This window comes from Buttiauxella sp. A111 (assembly GCF_014189855.1).
GTDB lineage: Bacteria > Pseudomonadota > Gammaproteobacteria > Enterobacterales > Enterobacteriaceae > Buttiauxella > Buttiauxella selenatireducens.
In genome coordinates this window covers 539,346-557,450 of the sequence record NZ_BJFN01000002.1, presented here as the reverse complement: position 1 = coordinate 557,450, position 18,105 = coordinate 539,346, and the positions used below count along the sequence as shown (strand labels likewise).

Below are 18,105 nucleotides of genomic sequence, written 5' to 3'. Positions count from 1 at the left end.
TTAATCTTACGAGTATGTTTTTACTGTTTCGGCGACGTCAATTAAATCACCCTGTGCCAGAAACTTGCTGAGCTTATTAATCTTAGCGATGTTTTCGACGACTCAAGAGAATAAATGACGTATAAGCGATGAAACAAGCGATTTTCCTGCAAAAAGACTCGTTTTCACAGGCGTATTTAATGTGATTATCATAAGATATCTGGTTCGGGAGACGTTCAAAAGCCAACTTGCGATCCTCTTCATCCTGCTGCTGATCTTCTTTTGTCAGAAGCTTGTCAGGATTCTTGGGGCGGCGGTTGACGGCGACATTCCGACAAATCTCGTTTTCTCTCTTTTAGGGCTGGGCGTGCCTGAAATGGCGCAACTTATCCTGCCTCTTAGCCTTTTCCTTGGGCTACTCATGACGTTTGGGCGTCTGTATACCGAAAGCGAAATCACGGTAATGCATGCCTGTGGCTTGAGTAAAGCGGTGCTGATCAAAGCTGCAATGATCCTCGCACTCTTTACTGGCGCGGTTGCTACTATCAACGTGATGTGGCTCGGCCCGTGGTCTTCACGTCATCAGGATGAAGTGTTGGCGGAAGCCAAAGCTAACCCTGGTATGGCTGCTCTGGCACAAGGGCAATTCCAGCAAGCGACCGATGGCAGCTCAGTACTGTTTATCGAGAGCGTCAACGGTTCAAGCTTCAAGGATGTGTTCCTTGCGCAATTGCGCCCGAAAGGTAATGCACGCCCCTCTGTTGTGGTGGCTGATTCCGGCCATTTATCACAGCGACCAGATGGCTCTCAGATTGTGACGCTCAATACCGGTACCCGTTTTGAAGGTACTGCGATGCTGCGTGACTTCCGTATCACTGACTTCCAGGATTATCAGGCGATTGTTGGGCACCAGACAGTAGCGCTTGATCCCGATGATTCCAGTCAGATGTACATGCGCACCTTGTGGGCAAGCGATGCACCGAACGCCCGCGCAGAATTACACTGGCGCCTCACGCTGGTGTTGACCGTATTTATCATGGCGTTGATGGTTGTTCCGTTGAGTGTGGTGAACCCGCGTCAGGGTCGTGTGCTTTCGATGCTGCCAGCCATGCTGTTGTATTTAGTGTTCTTCCTGCTTCAGACATCCCTGAAATCCAATGCGGCGAAGGGGAAAATCGACCCAATGATTTGGATGTGGTTGGTTAACCTGGTCTATTTTGCCATCGCAGTTGTGCTCAATGTGTGGGATACGGTGCCGATGCGTCAGCTACGTGCACGCTTTAGCAAAACACGAGGAGCAGCATAAATGTTTGGTGTTCTCGACCGTTATATCGGTAAAACCATCTTCACCACCATCATGATGACGCTGTTCATGCTGGTGTCGTTGTCGGGCATTATTAAGTTTGTCGACCAGTTGAAAAAGGCCGGTCAGGGCAGCTATTCGGCGATGGGCGCAGGGGTTTATACCGTCCTGAGTATCCCAAAAGACATCCAGATATTCTTCCCTATGGCTGCACTTCTTGGGGCGCTGTTGGGGCTGGGAATGTTGGCACAGCGTAGTGAGCTGGTGGTCATGCAAGCCTCCGGTTTTACCCGTATGCAAATCGCATTGTCAGTCATGAAAACGGCGATTCCGCTGGTGTTGCTGACGATGGCGATTGGCGAATGGGTTGCACCGCAAGGTGAACAAATGGCGCGTAATTACCGTGCGCAACAGATGTACGGTGGTTCTTTGCTGACGACCCAGCAAGGTTTATGGGCGAAAGATGGCCACAGCTTTGTCTATATCGAACGTGTGAAAGGTAATAACGATCTCGCAGGCGTTAGCATCTACAGCTTTAACAAAGAGCGACGTCTGGAATCCGTACGGTATGCTGCCTCAGCGCAATACGATGTGGAGCATAAGGTATGGCGATTGTCTCAGGTTGATGAGTCTAATCTCAGTGACCAGAAACAAATTACCGGTTCACAGACTGTCAGTGGCGAGTGGAAAACTAACTTAACCCCAGACAAACTGGGCGTGGTAGCTCTCGACCCTGATGCGCTGTCGATTAGCGGCCTGCATAATTACGTGAAGTATCTTAAAGCCAGCGGACAAGATGCCGGGCGTTACCAGCTCAATATGTGGAGCAAAATCTTTGCGCCACTCTCTGTCGCGGTCATGATGTTGATGGCGCTGTCGTTCATCTTCGGTCCGCTGCGTAGTGTGCCGATGGGGGTGAGGGTCGTCACCGGTATTAGCTTTGGTTTTGTGTTCTATGTACTTGACCAGATCTTTGGCCCGCTGAGTCTGGTGTACAGCATCCCGCCGATTTTGGGAGCATTGCTGCCAAGCGCGACTTTCTTCTTGATTAGTCTGTGGCTGATGATGAAGCGTTCCGGCTAATACCCTTCATACTTCGAGCTGTGGCTGTGTTGGCTGCACTCACAAACCCCAGTCGCTTACTTGTGTAAGCTCCTGGGGATTGATGAGCCTCGTCCATGAGGCTCACCCTTCGGGCCAGCGCAAGCGCTGTTCAAATCTGTTCCCGACAGATTTGTTGCTCTCTTGCCGCCTTGCCACAACTCGAATTATTTTGGGTATTGTCAGAATTACTTACCCGGCCCTCTCTAAAAAGAGGGCGCGGAGTAAAAGTTAGCGCTTACGCCCACCCATAATACTCCCCAAAACCCCTCTAATAATTTGATTCGTCACTTGGCGTGCAGCACTCTTCGCCATTGTTTGTACTACACCATCTTTCTTACCGCCTCGCGGCCCAGTCGTACCAAACAGAATGTCTTTCAGCCCGCCAAGAATACCGCCATCAACCGCAACCGAATCGCCTTTCGCAGGCGGTGCATTTTGCTGTTCGCCCGCTGCCTGAACACCTTGCTGTAAGCGCTCATAGGCGGATTCACGATCGACCGTTTCATCGTATTTACCGTACAGCGCAGAGTGATTGAGCAACCCGTTACGCTCGTCGTCAGTGACGGGCCCCATACGTGAACAGGGTGCTATCACCATGGCGCGCTCAACTACTGTCGGGCTGCCTTTTTCATCCAGTAATGAGATGAGCGCTTCGCCGGTTCCCAACTCCTGAATCGCTTTCTCGGTGTCGAATTTAGGGTTTGCCCGCATGGTTTGCGCTGCGGTTTTCACCGCTTTCTGGTCTTTTGGCGTAAAGGCACGTAACGCATGTTGGATACGATTACCTAACTGCCCGAGAATAGTGTCAGGAATGTCCGACGGGTTTTGGGAAACGAAATACACCCCAACCCCTTTGGAGCGAATCAGGCGAATAACCTGCTCGATTTTATCCAGCAGAACTTGCGGTGCATCGTTAAACAGCAGATGCGCTTCATCAAAAAAGAACACTAATTTGGGCTTTTCCAGATCGCCGGCTTCTGGCAACTGTTCATAGATTTCTGAAAGCATCCACAGCAAACTGGCGGCATACAGCTTCGGCATCTGATAAAGCTTTTCGGCTGACAGAATATTGATAACGCCTTTACCGTTAGCGTCGGTACGCATCCAGTCTTTGATATCCAGCATCGGTTCGCCAAAGAAATATTCGGCACCTTGTTGCTCAAGCTGCAACAGCCCGCGTTGAATCGCGCCAATCGAAGCGCTGCTGATATTGCCGTACTGGTTCTGGAACGATTTGGCGTTATCACCGATGTACTGCGTCGCGGCGCGCAAATCTTTAAAATCGAGCAGCAATAACCCCTGGTCATCTGCAATGCGGAAAATGATTTGCAGCACACCGGCTTGCACTTCATTAAGGTTTAGCAGCCGAGAAAGCAGCAATGGGCCAAGGTCAGATACCGTTGCGCGAACCGGGTGACCTTTTTCACCAAAAATGTCCCACAACACCACCGGATTATTGTGCGGTGACCAGTCCGTCACGCCAATTTTTGCCAGTCGTGAGAGCAGCTTTTCAGACTCAACACCTTCTTGCGCAATGCCGGTGAGGTCACCTTTTACATCCGCCATAAACACCGGTACGCCAATCTCTGAAAACGACTCAGCCAGTTTTTGCAGCGTCACCGTTTTGCCTGTGCCGGTCGCACCGGTTATCAGCCCATGGCGGTTTGCCATACTGGGCAGCAAATGCAGTTCTTGTTCAGTGGTTCTGGCAACCAGGAGCGGTGCAGTCATGATGATTTCCCTGTGGCGACATTTCCATAAGCATAGCAATTGCCTACAGAACGTCATCAGCCAAAATCCTGGTTTGCGGCAGTCCTCGCAGCAAAGGCTATGCTTTGCATATGTATTACTTATTGTTGGGAAACTATGTCCAGATTCTTCTTTAATGACCGTAATCAAATGGTCAACGACGCCATCGAAGGCGTCATCATCAGCTCTCGTTTTCGCAATTTGACCCGTTTAGATACCGATCCCGCTATTCGCGTGGTGGTTCGCAAGGACTGGAACAAAAGCAAAGTTGCGATTATTTCAGGCGGTGGTTCGGGTCATGAACCGGCTCACGCAGGCTTTGTCGGCAAAGGGATGTTAACCGCAGCTGTCTGCGGCGACCTGTTTGCTTCGCCAAGCGTGGACGCAGTATTAAACGCGATTGTGGCGGTCACGGGTGACAGAGGCTGCTTGCTTATCGTCAAGAACTACACGGGCGATCGTCTGAATTTCGGACTGGCAGCGGAGAAGGCCAAAAAACATGGCCTGAAAGTCGAGATGGTTATTGTGGGTGACGATATTTCTCTGCCCGATAACAAACAGCCCCGCGGGATTGCCGGAACAGTACTGGTACACAAAATTGCGGGCTTTGCCGCAGAGCAGGGGAAGTCTTTGAGTGATGTTCGAGACATCGCGCAAAGTGCCTGTGACAGCATTGCCAGCATGGGGGTCGCCATGCAAACCTGCAATCTGCCGGATCAAGATGAGGAAGAAGGGCGTATTAAAGGCGGACATATCGAGTTAGGGCTGGGGATTCACGGCGAACCCGGAGCCAGCACGCTGGATAGCCAAAACAGCCAGAAGACGATTGCTACGCTTGTGAAACATTTGCGTAAAAAGACCGGCACTGACGCAAGGCTCGCGGTGCTGATTAACAATCTTGGTGGCGTTTCGCCTCTGGAAATGGCTCTGCTCACCAAAGAGCTCGTGCATTCAGAATTAAAGGATCAAATCGACTATTTGATTGGCCCGGCACCGCTGGTTACCGCGCTGGATATGAAAGGGTTTTCACTTTCAGCCATTGTGCTCAATGAGACTTTTATCAAAGCGTTGCATGCAGATGTGGAAACGGCAGGCTGGTGTCCGATGGTGAAACTCCACGCGATGCCGTTGCAAAAACACAGTGTGGTACGTACAGAATCATCGGCGAAACCGTCGGAAAACCCGGACGTCAAAGCGCTGGTTGCAAACATCACGCATACGCTTATCGAGAAAGAAAAAGCTTTGAATTCGCTGGATGCGAAAGTGGGGGATGGTGATACCGGCTCCACGTTTGCTCAAGGCGCCAGGGATATCGCGCAGCTCAATGAGGATGGCAAACTGCCACTCAATGATAGTGCCGCGTTGTTAGAGTTAATCGGGGAACGCCTGGCGACGGTGATGGGCGGTTCAAGCGGCGTGCTGATGTCTATTTTCTTTACCGCCAGCGGGCAAAAAGTGGCTAAAAAGCAGCCGCTTGCGAATGCGCTGTTATTTGGTCTGGAACAAATGAAACGCTACGGTGGGGCCGCTCCTGGCGATCGCACGCTAATTGACGCATTGCAGCCTGCGCTAGAAGCATTAAAAAATATCGACCTGAGCGCTGCGGTGAAAGCCGCGCAACAGGGAGCAGATGCCACCGCGCAAATGCAAAAAGCCAATGCCGGGCGCTCGTCATATGTGAATAGCGAGAACCTGAAAGGCGTGAAAGACCCAGGCGCTGTGGCAATCGCTGCGGTCTTTGCAGGGCTGGAAAAATAACGTCTCCGGGGGATTCCCCGGTTTACTATGCTTGCCCGTTCAAGGCCATCTGCGTCAACCACAGCCGCGTATCAAACTCCAGTTGGTGATATTGCGGTTCCATATGGCAGCACAACGAGTAAAACGCTTTGTTGTGATCTTTTTCTTTCAGGTGCGCAAGTTCGTGAACCACGATCATGCGCAAAAAGGCTTCTGGCGCATTTTTAAATACGGTTGCCACACGAATCTCAGCTTTGGCTTTTAACTTGTTTCCCTGAACGCGGGACACCGCCGTGTGTAAACCCAACGCATTATTCAGCACATGAATTTTGCTGTCGTAAGCCACTTTGTTGATCGGTGGCGCATTGCGTAGGTACTGGTTTTTAAGGTCCTGCGTCCAGGCATACAGCGCTTTATCCGTGGTGATGCTATGCGTATCTGGATACCGTTTTTGCAGCACTTCCCCCAGACGTTGTTCAGCAATCAGAGTCCGAACCTGGGATAGCAAATGCTCCGGGTAGCCCTGTAGATAAGTTAATTTGCTCATTCGTCTCTCTTGCTCGTCATCTTTCAAAAGGCAGCGGCGGTAGCTGCGCTCACTCACCCCAGTCACTTACTAGAGTAAGCTCCTGGGGATTCACTCTCTTGCATCTTGCTGTCTTTCGAAAGCTATAGAGCAGTTTGAGGAAAAAAAAGGGTATACTCACGCCCCCATTCGGGGATTACGCCGAAATTTTACCATCCAGGAGGGCCGATGAGCCAATTAGACAACGGTTTCCGTTCACTGACACTAAAACGTTTTCCAGAAACGGATGACGTTAACCCACTACAGGCGTGGGAAGCTGCGGATGACTACTTACTGCAGCAACTGGACGAAATCGAAATCAGTGGCCCGGTCCTGATTTTCAACGATAACTTCGGGGCGCTTTCTTGCGTGCTGGCTGAACACAAGCCGTATAGCATCAGCGACTCGTATCTGAGCGAACTGGCTATCCGTGAGAATTTACGTGAGAACAACATCGCTGAGTCCAGCGTCACGTTCCTTGATAGCACCGCAACATATCCGGAAGCACCCGCAGTCGTTCTGATTAAGATCCCTAAAACGCTGGCCTTGCTGGAACAACAGTTGCGCGCACTGCACGCCGTGGTCACACCGGAAACTCGCATTATAGCGGGTGCGAAAACGCGTGATATTCACAACTCAACCATCGAGTTGTTTGAAAAGATCCTTGGACCGACCACGACCACTCTGGCCTGGAAAAAGGCTCGTCTGATCAACTGTACTTTCAATGCACCAGTACTGAAAGAGTCCGCAGAAACCCTGAGCTGGAAACTGGAAGGCACGCCGTGGACGATTCACAACCACGCGAACGTCTTTTCTCGTACCGGTCTGGATATCGGCGCACGCTTCTTCATTGAGCATTTACCGACAAACCTGGAAGGCGAGATCGTCGATTTAGGTTGTGGTAACGGTGTGATTGGCCTGCATTTGCTTGAGCAAAACCCAGAAGCGAAGGTTGTTTTTGTTGATGAATCACCGATGGCGGTGGCGTCGAGCCACAAGAACGTTGAATTCAACATGCCGGAAAATCTGGAGCGCTGTGAGTTTATGATTAACAACGCGCTGTCGGGCGTTGAGCCATATCGCTTTAACACTATCCTGTGCAACCCGCCGTTCCATCAGCAGCATTCGCTGACTGACCAGGTGGCGTGGGAAATGTTCCACCATGCGCGTCGTTGCCTGCAAAATGGCGGTGAGCTTTACATCGTTGCTAACCGCCATCTGGACTACTATCACAAACTGAAGAAGATCTTCGGTAACTGCGATACCGTTGCGACCAACAAAAAGTTCGTCGTTTTAAAAGCGGTAAAACTCGGTCGTCACCGCTAAATTTCCAGTGCTAACTGGGTGCCCTGTGCGATTGCACGTCGGGCATCCAGTTCCATTGCCACATCCGCACCGCCAATCAAATGCACGGTTTTCCCCAGTTCTTGTAATGGCTCAACCAGTTCACGGCGCGAATCTTGTCCGGCACAAATAATCACGTTATCCACGTTTAGCGTTTGCGGCTCTCCACCTACCGTGATGTGTAGCCCTTCATCGTCAATGCGTTCGTAAGTTACCCCTGCCAGCATTTTTACACCACGCGCCAAAAGCGTCGTGCGATGTATCCACCCCGTCGTTTTGCCAAGCCCTTCACCAGGTTTACTGGTTTTGCGCTGCAGCATCACAATCTGGCGCGGGCTTTTATGCAACTGAGCACCTTCAGGGCGCAGGCCACCCGCGTGTTGCAGGCTGGTGTCGATACCCCATTCCACACAAAACTCAGCGATATTCTGGCTGGTGGATTCCCCTTCCTGGCTTAAATACATCGCGGTATCAAAGCCAATACCGCCAGCCCCAATAATCGCTACACGGTTGCCTACTGGCGCTTTCTCACGCAACACATCGATATAACTCAAGACGTTAGGGTGTGCGATGCCCTCAATAAGCGGCAAGCGTGGTTCGATGCCGCAGGCGAGAATAATCTCGTCAAACGCTTCGAGCATGGAGGCGGTGACGTATTGATTCAAACGAACGTCCACCCCGGTCAAATCCAGCATGCGGCGGTAATAGCGCAGCGTTTCGTAAAACTCCTCTTTGCCAGGGATCTGCTTGGCAATATTGAATTGGCCGCCGATTTCTGAGGCTGCATCAAATAATGTCACGTTGTGGCCACGCGCTGCGGCATTAATGGCAAAGGCCAGGCCCGCAGGACCCGCCCCGATAACCGCCAGATTTTTATGCACCATCGCCGGGACAATCGGCATTTTAGTCTCATGACAGGCACGTGGATTGACCAGGCACGAGGTCACTTTGCCGAGGAAAATCTGATCCAGACACGCTTGATTGCAGCCGATGCAGGTGTTGATTTCATCTTCGCGTCCTTGTTGGGCTTTGGATACAAACTCCGCGTCGGCGAGGAAGGGCCGCGCCATTGACACCATATCGGCATCGCCATTCGCGACAATGTTCTCAGCGGTTTGCGGATCGTTAATTCGGTTGGTGGTCACCAGTGGGATAGTCACCGAGCCTTTGAGTTTGCGTGTAACCCAGCTAAACGCCCCACGTGGAACCGGCGTGGCGATGGTTGGAATTCTCGCCTCATGCCAGCCAATGCCGGTGTTAATTAATGTGGCACCTGCTTTTTCTATCGCTTTAGCAAGCTGTATAGCTTCATCAAGCGTGCCACCACCATCGACTAAATCCAGCATCGACAGGCGATAGATGATAATAAAATTCGTCCCCACTTTTTCACGTACCGCCCGCACGACTTCTATCGCAAAACGCATGCGTCTTGCGTAATCGCCGCCCCATTCGTCATCGCGCTGGTTCGTTCTTGCTGCCAAAAACTGGTTAATCAAATAGCCTTCGGAACCCATAATTTCGACGCCATCGTACCCGGCAAGCTGTGCAAGGTTTGCGCATTGGGCGAAATCTTCAATCAAGGTCAGGATTTCTTCATGGCTCAGGGCATGGGGTTTAAAACGGTTGATCGGTGCCTGGATTGCTGAGGGAGCAACAGGGTTTGGCTGGTAGCTATAACGCCCGGTATGCAGGATTTGCAGGGCAATTTTCCCACCTTCGCGGTGCACAGCATCGGTGACAATCTGATGATGGGCAAGCTGCCTTGCATCGTTGAGTACCGCGCCGCTTTCCACGCCAACACCTGAAGGCGAAGGCGCTACACCGCCAGTGACAATCAGCGCAACGCCGTGGCGTGCGCGCTCAGCATAAAACGCCGCTAAACGATCGGCACCCTTCGGGTGTTCCTCAAGTCCGGTATGCATCGAACCCATCAGCACACGGTTTTTAAGTGTGGTGAAACCGAGATCTAGCGGGGCAAACAGCGATGGATAGCTCATACATTCTTCCTACAGGTTCATTATTATTATGTGGTCGGATGAGTTAGTAATTTAGCGGGCTACGGCGCTTAAGGGAAAAAAGGGATCAAATGATTGTGACGGGATTCAAAGTTCTTCCGTTTTCTTGGTCACACCTCCAACATTAACGGTGGTTGTGATGAATTATGAATTTACGTTTTTTAATTCATAAATTTCCGAAAAATGCTTGGTGATATTATATGTCGGCACGGATATATATTTTATATAAATATATATGGTTCGTATTTTCTATTTTTACAAATATGAATGTGATGCGGATAATACATTTGCTATTTGCCTGCGTGTCAGTAAGTTAAAATTGTTATGTTCTTATTGAGTACCTCTTATAAATAACTCTGGCTTGAACGCCATTGCTGATGTGTTTGCTTAATACATTGGTATGGGCTATTTAATAATGAATATTATAAGGACATAGTATGTATGTAAAAATAAAAACACTGGCACTTTTTGTGGGCGCAATGTTATCAACAGGAGCAATAGCATCAAGCCAGCAAAGCGCACTTGAACAACGTCTGAATCAATTAGAACAGCGCTTACAAGCCGCAGAACAGCGGGCTTCTAATGCAGAAGCGGAAATTCAACAGCTTAAATCTAAACCGATACCACCACAGGCCACCGCACCGGTTGCGGTCGTCAGTGAGCAATCCGTTAATAGTGCAACCGATAATAAGTCGCCAAAATTAACATTAACCGGCTATGGCGATTTAAAAATATATGGTGATGTGGAATTTAACATGGATGCCGCCAGTCGCAGTAATGGCCTGACGTCTATGCGTCGCAGTGCCAATACAAATTGGGCTGATGGGAATAATGAGCGTTGGGATATTAATGGTCGTATTCTGTTAGGTTTTGATGGATATCGCCGGATGCAAAATGGCAATTTCGCCGGATTCACCGTACAACCACTAGCCGATTTAACCGGCCATATGAATCTTGATGATGCGGCTTTCTTCTTTGGTCATGAGAACGACTGGAAGGTGAAAGTGGGCCGCTTCGAAGCCTACGATATGTTCCCCCTTAATCAGGATACTTTTGTTGAGTATTCCGGTAACACCGCCAACGATCTCTACGGCGATGGTTACGGCTACATCTACATGATGAAAGAAGGGCGCGGGCGAAGCGATACGGGCGGCAATTTCATGCTGAGCAAAAATATCGACAACTGGTACTTTGAGCTCAACACCCTGCTGGAAAACGGTACTTCGTTGTATCAGGACAAGTCATATCACGGCAATGAATTGGTTAACGACAAAAACGTCGCTTACCTGCGTCCCGTTATCGCGTGGTCAAAAGAACGTTTCTCAGTCGCCGCTGCAATGGAAGCGCAGGTCGTAGACAACGCTTACGGTTATGTAGATGCAAATGGCCAAACGGTAGATCAATCAAGCCGTACTGGCTACGGCTTGACCATGACGTGGAATGGTCAGAAAAGCGATCCGGATAATGGCATCGTCGCCAACCTTAATACCGCGTATCTGGATGCTGCCGATGAAACCGACTTTACCGCAGGCGTAAACGCCCTGTGGAAGAATTTCGAACTCGGTTATATCTACGCCCACAACGACATTGATAAGTTTGATGTGACGAGTGCCGTACAAAACTGTGATAGCGACTGCTGGATAACCAATGCGGGTACTTACGATATCCACACTATCCACTCTTCCTATCTGTTCCCGAACGTCATGGGCATGAAGAACTTTAATATCTATCTCGGTACTTACGTGTCGTGGGTCAACGCGGATAACGATTCCAGCGAAGGCAGCGACAACACCCGTTACGGCGGGCGCGTAAGATTTAAATACTACTTCTGATTTAAGCCTTAAACGCCCTCGCCAAACCTTAAGGGTGAGGGCGCACTACCAACCCAGGTGCCTGCCACATTGACGTCGTCAAACCACTATCAACCAGCGTCAGTTGATCGGCATAGACCTTCATCCACTTGCGCTTCATCTCGTCGTACAGCTCGCGATGCGCCAGGTTTGGCGTAAATTCTCGCTGCCATTGCACCAGTCGCTCGCCCGCATCCGCCAGATTATTAAACAACCCCGCCCCGACGCCCGCAGCAATCGCGCAACCGAGCGCTGTCGCTTCTTTGACGACGGGGACTCGCACCGGTAAGCCTGTCACGTCACTTAAAATCTGGCTCCACAACGCGCCTTTTGAGCCGCCACCGGCAAATACCAACGACTCAAATTGAATACCTGAAAATCCGGAGATTTGTTCAAGATTGCAGGCCGACACAATCGCCGCGTTTTCTTCAAGCGCTCGAAACAGCGTCGCTTTGTTGCAAATTTCTGGGTCGATGGAGAGGTTAATAAACGACGGTGCCGCGTGATACCACTGCTTGAAATGCATGGCGTCCGAGAAGATTGGCATCACGCCGTGAGAGCCCGCCGGAACCCGCGCAGCCATATCCTCGAGTAACGCGTAAGTATCCACACCAAGCCTTTCGGCCATCAGCTTTTCTTCAGCGCAAAATGCATCACGGAACCAGCGCATCGTCAGACCGGTGAAAAAACTGATGGATTCTGCCTGCACCATATTGCCGATAACGTGTGGATTCACGCGGATGTTCATGTCTGGATCGGTTTTGATTGCGGGTAGATTCACGACCTGTTGCCAGAAGGTGCCGCCCAATACCGCCGCTTGCCCTGCCCGAACCACACCCAACCCGACGCAGCCGAGCTGCACATCGCCACCTCCCATTACTACCGGTGTTCCAGCAAGCAAACCGCTTTGTTGCGAGGCTTCCTGGGTGACGAGGCCGAGCACGGTGCCCGTTTCTTTTACCGGAGAGAGAATATCCGCCCGCAAGCCCGCCATATCTAATAGCGCGGGCTGCCAGTCGCGGGTCGATAGATCAAGCATGCCAGTGGTTCCGGCATTGGAAGGATCGACCGCCAGTTCACCACTGAGTTTGGCCGCCAGCCAGTCGCTAATCATCGTGACGGTAGCCGCCTGGCGATAAATATCGGGACGATGATGCGCAAGCCACAGCAGACGCGGCATAGCGCTTAATGCAAGTGTCTGGCCGGAAACATGGTAAACCTCAGATTCAAACTGGTTATCGTGGATCTCTTTGAGTTCGGCTACTTCACGGCTGGCACGGGCGTCAACGTTGGCACACGCCCAGATTGGTGTGCCATTCCGGTCGTAAAGCACGATCCCTTCACGCATCGAACAGCAGGAAACTGCGCTGATAGCGCCAGGGGGAAGATGCGCTTTTTGCAGTGCTTCGCGGATGCACTGGCAGGCAAGCTGCCAGTTGGTGATGAGATCAAACTCCATGGAGCCGGGGACGTCGGCCACACTCAAGTGTTTCCATTCGGCCTGACCGACGGCAATCTGGTGGCCTGACGTATCGAAGATCACGGCGCGGATGCTGCCCGTTCCGGCGTCCAGTGCAAGTAAATAACTCATGAAAACGATCCCCGCAGCTTATGGCGCGGGGTTAATCAGCCAGTGCTAACACCGCCCGCGCAGTCTCTTCTTCCGTCACCAGGCCATTGATTCGCTGACCTTGCAGTGCGGCATAAATTGCGTCCGCTTTATCTGTCCCACCCGCAACACTCAGAATAGTGGGGAGGTGCGCCAGGTCATCGAGCGTCACGCCAAGTAATTCGCGGTGAATTTCCAATCCCTCCACCAGTTCGCCATCCGCTTGCAGGAAATAGCCCAGAATATCGCCCACCGCACCTTTGCGGGCGTACATCAGTTGTTCGCCTTCGCTGATATAACCGGAACGCAAAATGGTGGCATCGCGCTTTTGATTAATTGCACCAATACCCACCACCGCGACATCAGCGGCGGTTGCAGCAAGAATCACATCACGCACGCTAGATTCCATGCGCAAAATCTCTGCCACCTGCGGTGATGAAACCCGTAAAGGGGCGGGGATCATGCTGACACTACACGCGGCATCTAATTGGCCGATGCCTGTCATATAGGGCCCGACACCGCCAGAAAGCGTCACCAGACGGATCTGCTGTGAGCTGATAAACCCACTCAAATGTTGCAGGCAGTTCATGGTCGCTTCACCAAAACCCACGGCCAGTAATTGCCCCGGTTCCAGAATGCCCATCAACGACTGAGCCGCGCCAATGCCTAAACGGGTGTTCATCGTCGGCGTGTTGTGTGCTGGAAGCACACGGGCGATTTTCAGGCCAAACCGTTGTTGCAACTGAGTTTCCAGCGCCAGGCATCCTTCAAACCGGGAGTTAATCTGTACGCGAATGACCCCCGACTGACGGCCCTTTTCCAGCAGGCGCGAAATCTTTAAACGCGGTAAACCGAGTCGCTCACCAATGTCATTCTGGGTTAACCCGTCGTGGTAATAAGACCAGGCCACACGCGCCAACAACTCTTCTTCTGCCATCGGCAAGGCGGCTAACTTGCCTTCTTCTGCTGCTCGTTTATCGCTCATAGATGAACTCTTATTGAAATTTAGATCATATGTTCGGGAATGTAGGTCGGAAAGTGTGAGGCACATGGCAAAAGGATCATTTTCAGATGCAAATGGTTTATCTGATCTATACCCAAAATAATTCAAGTTGCAGGAAGGCGGCAAGTTTGTGAATCCCCTGGAGCTTACTCAAGTAAGTGACTGGGGTGAACGAACGCAGCCAACGCACATGCAGCTTGAAGTGTGAAGGGTATTTAAAAATATTGTGATCTCTGCCCTGTTGTAAAAATCATCCGGCGTCTACGCTTTTGAACATTATTAATTCAAATTCTCTTTTGTTCAATTGTGGAGTGAAGATGCCCAACACCACCGCAATGCTGGAAGCTCACCACATCAGCAAACAATTCTCAGGCGTAAGCGTTCTGAAAGGTATTGATTTTGCTCTGTATGCAGGGCAAGTCCACGCATTGCTGGGGGGAAATGGTGCTGGGAAGTCGACACTGATGAAGATTTTCGCCGGTGTCGAAACGGCGGATAGCGGTGAACTGAAGGTCCACGGTAAAGCATTTGGGCGGCTCAAACCGGGGCAGGCGCATGAACTGGGGATTTATCTGGTACCGCAGGAACCGATGTTATTCCCCAATCTCACGGTGCGTGAAAACATACTTTTCCGTCTGCCACGCCAACGTGACATTGAGAAACGGCTGCAAGAGAAAATGCGCCAACTTGAGTGCCAGATACCGCTCAGCGCAACCGCCAGCACGTTAGAAGTGGCCGATCAGCAAATGGTTGAGATCCTGCGCGGTCTAATGCGCGAGGCGAAGATCTTGATCCTTGATGAACCCACCGCCTCACTCACTCCAGGGGAAACCGAGCGTCTGTTCCGCCAGATCCGCGCGTTGCAAAATCTGGGCGTCGGCATTGTTTTTATCTCGCACAAACTGCCAGAGATCCGCCAGATCGCCAGCCATATCTCGGTGATGCGCGACGGAGCGGTGGTACTACAAGGCGAAACCTCTCAGCTGTTGAATGAACAGTTGATCAATGCGATGACGCCCGTCGACCGGAAGCATGCGCTGAGTGATACACAAAAATTGTGGCTGGCACTACCGGGTAATCGGCGCACCGAGCCGCAAGATTTTCCGGTATTGCGCGTGGAAGAGCTCACCGGAGAAGGTTTTATCGATCTCAGTTTTGAGCTGTACGCAGGAGAGATCGTCGGCCTTGCGGGGCTGGTCGGATCCGGGCGCACGGAGTTAGCTGAAACACTGTATGGCCTGCGGCCTGTACGTGGCGGTCGCATCTATCTGGAAAACCGGGAAATTAGCGGCGATCGCACGAAATCACGTCTTGATCGCGGGCTTATCTATTTACCGGAAGACCGGCAAGTTTCAGGTCTTTTTCTTGATGCGCCGATCCGCTGGAATACCGTCGCGCTTAACGAACCGAGTGTCTGGCAGCAAAGCAAACGGGAAGCTGCGGTGGTGGAGCGCTATCACCGTGCGCTGGGGATAAAACTCAATAATGCCGAGCAAACCGTGCGCACCCTTTCTGGCGGCAATCAGCAAAAAGTCTTGTTGGCTCGTTGCCTGGAAGCCAATCCGTTGCTGCTAATCATCGATGAGCCAACGCGGGGCGTTGATGTCGCGGCGCGGGCGGATATTTATCAGCTGATCAAAAGTGTGGCGGCGCAAAACGTCGCGGTGCTGATGATCTCATCTGATCTCGACGAGTTCAGTGGGCTTGCGGATCGTGTGCTGGTGATGCATCAGGGCGCAATGAACGGTGAATTACGCAAACCCTCGATAACGGTCGAAAGCATGATGAGCATGGCATTTGGCGGAGGTAAAGCATGAAGAAATTGCTCCGCAACCGTGAACTGAGCGCGCTACTGGCGATCGTCGCCCTGTTTGCCGTGCTGGTGGCGCTCAACCATAGCTACTTCAGCCTGCAAACCCTGAGCATGATCTTCACCAGCGCGCAGATCCTAATCCTGCTGGCTGTGGGCGCAACCATGGTGATGCTGACACGCAACATCGACGTTTCTGTGGGGTCAACGGTCGGCTTGTGCGCAATCGCGGTGGGTGTTGCGCTGAACAGTGGTTACGGCTTGCCTGTGGCGATGCTGTTTGCATTGCTGATTGGCGCAGTGGCGGGCTTCTTTAACGGTGTGTTGGTGGTGTGGTTACGCATTCCGGCGATTGTCGCCACGCTTGGCACGCTTGGGCTTTATCGCGGCGCGATGTTGTTGTGGACGGGGGGTAAATGGATTGAAGGACTGCCTGCCAGCCTGAAATCACTGTCTGAACCCATCGCGTTGGGTATTTCACCACTCGGTTTTATGGTGCTGGTTTTAGTGGCGATCGCCGCATGGATGCTGGCGCGAACCGCTTTCGGGCGTGATTTCTACGCAGCGGGCGATAACCTTGCCGCCGCCCGCCAACTTGGTGTTGCGGTAAACCGCACCCGGCTTTTGGCCTTCACCTTCAATGGCATGCTGGCGGCCATCGCCGGGATTATCTTCGCTTCTCAAATTGGCTTCGTGCCGAACCAAACCGGCAGCGGGCTTGAGATGAAAGCCATCGCCGCCTGCGTTCTGGGAGGCATTTCATTGCTTGGCGGGACAGGAACCGTGATTGGCGCATTCCTCGGCGCATTCTTCCTCACCCAAATCGACACCGTATTAGTGCTGTTCAAACTCCCCGCCTGGTGGAATGACTTTATCGCCGGCTTGGTTTTGCTTGGCGTGCTGGTGTTGGACGGGCGCTTGCGACAGGCGCTGACTCGCCACCAACGGGCGCAGAAATACAGCCGTTTTGTGCCGCCCTTACCCGGCGCCAAAAACGTGCGGCAATTTCCCCGTAAGAAGAAGGATGTGGCGTAAATGAAGCTGAAACTTAACTGGGAAGTGGCATTGCTGCTGATTTTGGTCGTGGAGATTTTGCTGTTTGGGGCAATCAATCCACGCATGCTGGATATCAACATGCTGCTGTTTAGCACCAGTGATTTCATCTGTATTGGGATTGTGGCACTGCCGTTGACGCTGGTGATTATCAGCGGTGGCATTGATATTTCTCTCGGTTCCACGATTGGCCTGTGCGCGATTGCGCTGGGTGTGATGTTGCAGGCGGGAATACCGATTTCTGTCGCCGTGATCCTCACGCTTGCCGTTGGCCTGTTGTGCGGTTTGTTTAACGCCGCACTGATTCACTACACCGGCATTAGCCCGCTGGTTATCACGCTCGGCACACTTTATCTGTTCGGCGGCGCAGCGCTTCTGCTTTCTGGCATGGCGGGTGCGACAGGTTATGAAGGCATCGGCGGCTTCCCTGACGCGTTTACTAATTTTGCCAATCTGACGCTTTTCGGCCTGCCGATTCCGCTGCTGATGTTTGCCGTTATCACGTTTCTGTTCTGGCTGCTCGCTCATCGCGCACGCTTTGGTCGCCATATTTTTCTGATTGGACAAAACCCACGCGCCGCGCGTTATGCGGCATTGCCGGTCAACGGTTCGTTGTATGGCGTGTATGGCATGGTGGGGCTGGCTTCGGCGATTGCGGCAATCGTGCTGGTTTCTTATTTCGGTTCGGCGCGTTCAGATCTCGGGCGCGATTTACTCATGCCTGCATTAACGGCGGCAGTATTGGGCGGGGCGAATATTTATGGCGGTTCCGGTTCGATTCTGGGTACCGCATTGGCGGCGTTATTAGTGGGGTATTTGCAACAAGGTTTACAGATGGCTGGCGTGCCTAATCAGGTATCGAGTGCGTTGTCCGGTGCGCTGTTGATTGTGGTGGTCATTGGTCGTTCGGTGAGTTTGCACCGCGAATATCTACAAACGGCGTGGCGTCGTTTGCGCGGACACAAAAAACTATCGGGAGTTTGA

13 protein-coding genes are annotated in these 18,105 nt (G+C 51.9%); 8 read left to right on the top strand and 5 right to left on the bottom strand.

Annotated features, from left to right (window positions below):
- Positions 1-181 precede the first annotated feature (181 nt).
- Positions 182-1,285, top strand: a complete 1,104-nt coding sequence (gene lptF / locus BSPA111_RS08605) for an LPS export ABC transporter permease LptF (protein ID WP_183270745.1) — start codon at positions 182-184, stop codon at positions 1,283-1,285.
- Complete coding sequence (gene lptG, locus BSPA111_RS08600; protein ID WP_183270744.1) at positions 1,286-2,365, top strand: LPS export ABC transporter permease LptG; 1,080 nt, start codon at positions 1,286-1,288, stop codon at positions 2,363-2,365.
- Positions 2,366-2,614: 249 nt separating this feature from the next.
- Here the strand turns inward: lptG and BSPA111_RS08595 are convergent, their stop codons facing one another.
- The gene (locus tag BSPA111_RS08595) at positions 2,615-4,117 is read right to left on the bottom strand and encodes a helicase HerA-like C-terminal domain-containing protein (protein ID WP_183270743.1); all 1,503 of its coding nucleotides are present in this window, start codon (positions 4,115-4,117) and stop codon (positions 2,615-2,617) included.
- Between the two features lie 135 nt (positions 4,118-4,252).
- Here BSPA111_RS08595 and BSPA111_RS08590 point away from each other — a divergent pair, with 135 nt between their 5' ends.
- Positions 4,253-5,893, top strand: a complete 1,641-nt coding sequence (locus tag BSPA111_RS08590) for a glycerone kinase (protein ID WP_183270742.1) — start codon at positions 4,253-4,255, stop codon at positions 5,891-5,893.
- Between the two features lie 25 nt (positions 5,894-5,918).
- Here the strand turns inward: BSPA111_RS08590 and BSPA111_RS08585 are convergent, their stop codons facing one another.
- Positions 5,919-6,419, bottom strand: a complete 501-nt coding sequence (locus tag BSPA111_RS08585; protein ID WP_183270741.1) for a M48 family metallopeptidase — start codon at positions 6,417-6,419, stop codon at positions 5,919-5,921.
- Between the two features lie 207 nt (positions 6,420-6,626).
- On the opposite strand from BSPA111_RS08585, the gene rlmG reads away from it, so the two are divergent.
- Entirely contained in the window at positions 6,627-7,763 is a 1,137-nt protein-coding gene (gene rlmG / locus BSPA111_RS08580) for a 23S rRNA (guanine(1835)-N(2))-methyltransferase RlmG (protein ID WP_183270740.1), read from the top strand.
- Here the strand turns inward: rlmG and BSPA111_RS08575 are convergent.
- Positions 7,760-9,778 (bottom strand): NADPH-dependent 2,4-dienoyl-CoA reductase, encoded by a 2,019-nt coding sequence (locus tag BSPA111_RS08575; RefSeq protein WP_183270739.1) that lies wholly within the window; start codon positions 9,776-9,778, stop codon positions 7,760-7,762. The genes rlmG and BSPA111_RS08575 overlap by 4 nt on opposite strands.
- Before the next feature lie 455 nt (positions 9,779-10,233).
- Here BSPA111_RS08575 and BSPA111_RS08570 point away from each other — a divergent pair, with 455 nt between their 5' ends.
- Positions 10,234-11,628 carry a carbohydrate porin gene (locus BSPA111_RS08570; protein ID WP_183270738.1) on the top strand — a complete coding sequence of 465 codons (1,395 nt, stop codon included), beginning with the start codon at positions 10,234-10,236 and terminating at the stop codon, positions 11,626-11,628.
- 28 nt (positions 11,629-11,656) lie between these two features.
- Here the strand turns inward: BSPA111_RS08570 and lsrK are convergent, their stop codons facing one another.
- Both lsrK and lsrR read right to left on the bottom strand, forming a co-directional pair.
- Positions 11,657-13,237: an autoinducer-2 kinase gene (gene lsrK, locus BSPA111_RS08565; RefSeq protein WP_183270737.1), complete on the bottom strand. Its 1,581-nt coding sequence runs from the start codon at positions 13,235-13,237 to the stop codon at positions 11,657-11,659.
- 31 nt (positions 13,238-13,268) lie between these two features.
- A complete protein-coding gene (lsrR, locus tag BSPA111_RS08560; protein ID WP_183270736.1) occupies positions 13,269-14,240 on the bottom strand; it encodes a transcriptional regulator LsrR in 972 nt (323 codons plus the stop codon).
- Positions 14,241-14,593: 353 nt separating this feature from the next.
- Between lsrR and lsrA the strand changes: the two genes are divergently transcribed.
- Genes lsrA through lsrD form a run of 3 tightly spaced genes read left to right on the top strand, consistent with a single transcriptional unit; the run spans position 14,594 to position 18,105 of the window.
- Positions 14,594-16,075, top strand: coding sequence for an autoinducer 2 ABC transporter ATP-binding protein LsrA (gene lsrA, locus BSPA111_RS08555; RefSeq protein ID WP_183270880.1), 1,482 nt, complete (start codon positions 14,594-14,596; stop codon positions 16,073-16,075).
- Positions 16,072-17,103: an autoinducer 2 ABC transporter permease LsrC gene (lsrC, locus tag BSPA111_RS08550; RefSeq protein ID WP_183270735.1), complete on the top strand. Its 1,032-nt coding sequence runs from the start codon at positions 16,072-16,074 to the stop codon at positions 17,101-17,103. Before lsrA ends, lsrC begins: the two co-directional genes overlap by 4 nt.
- A complete protein-coding gene (lsrD, locus tag BSPA111_RS08545) occupies positions 17,104-18,105 on the top strand; it encodes an autoinducer 2 ABC transporter permease LsrD (protein WP_183270734.1) in 1,002 nt (333 codons plus the stop codon).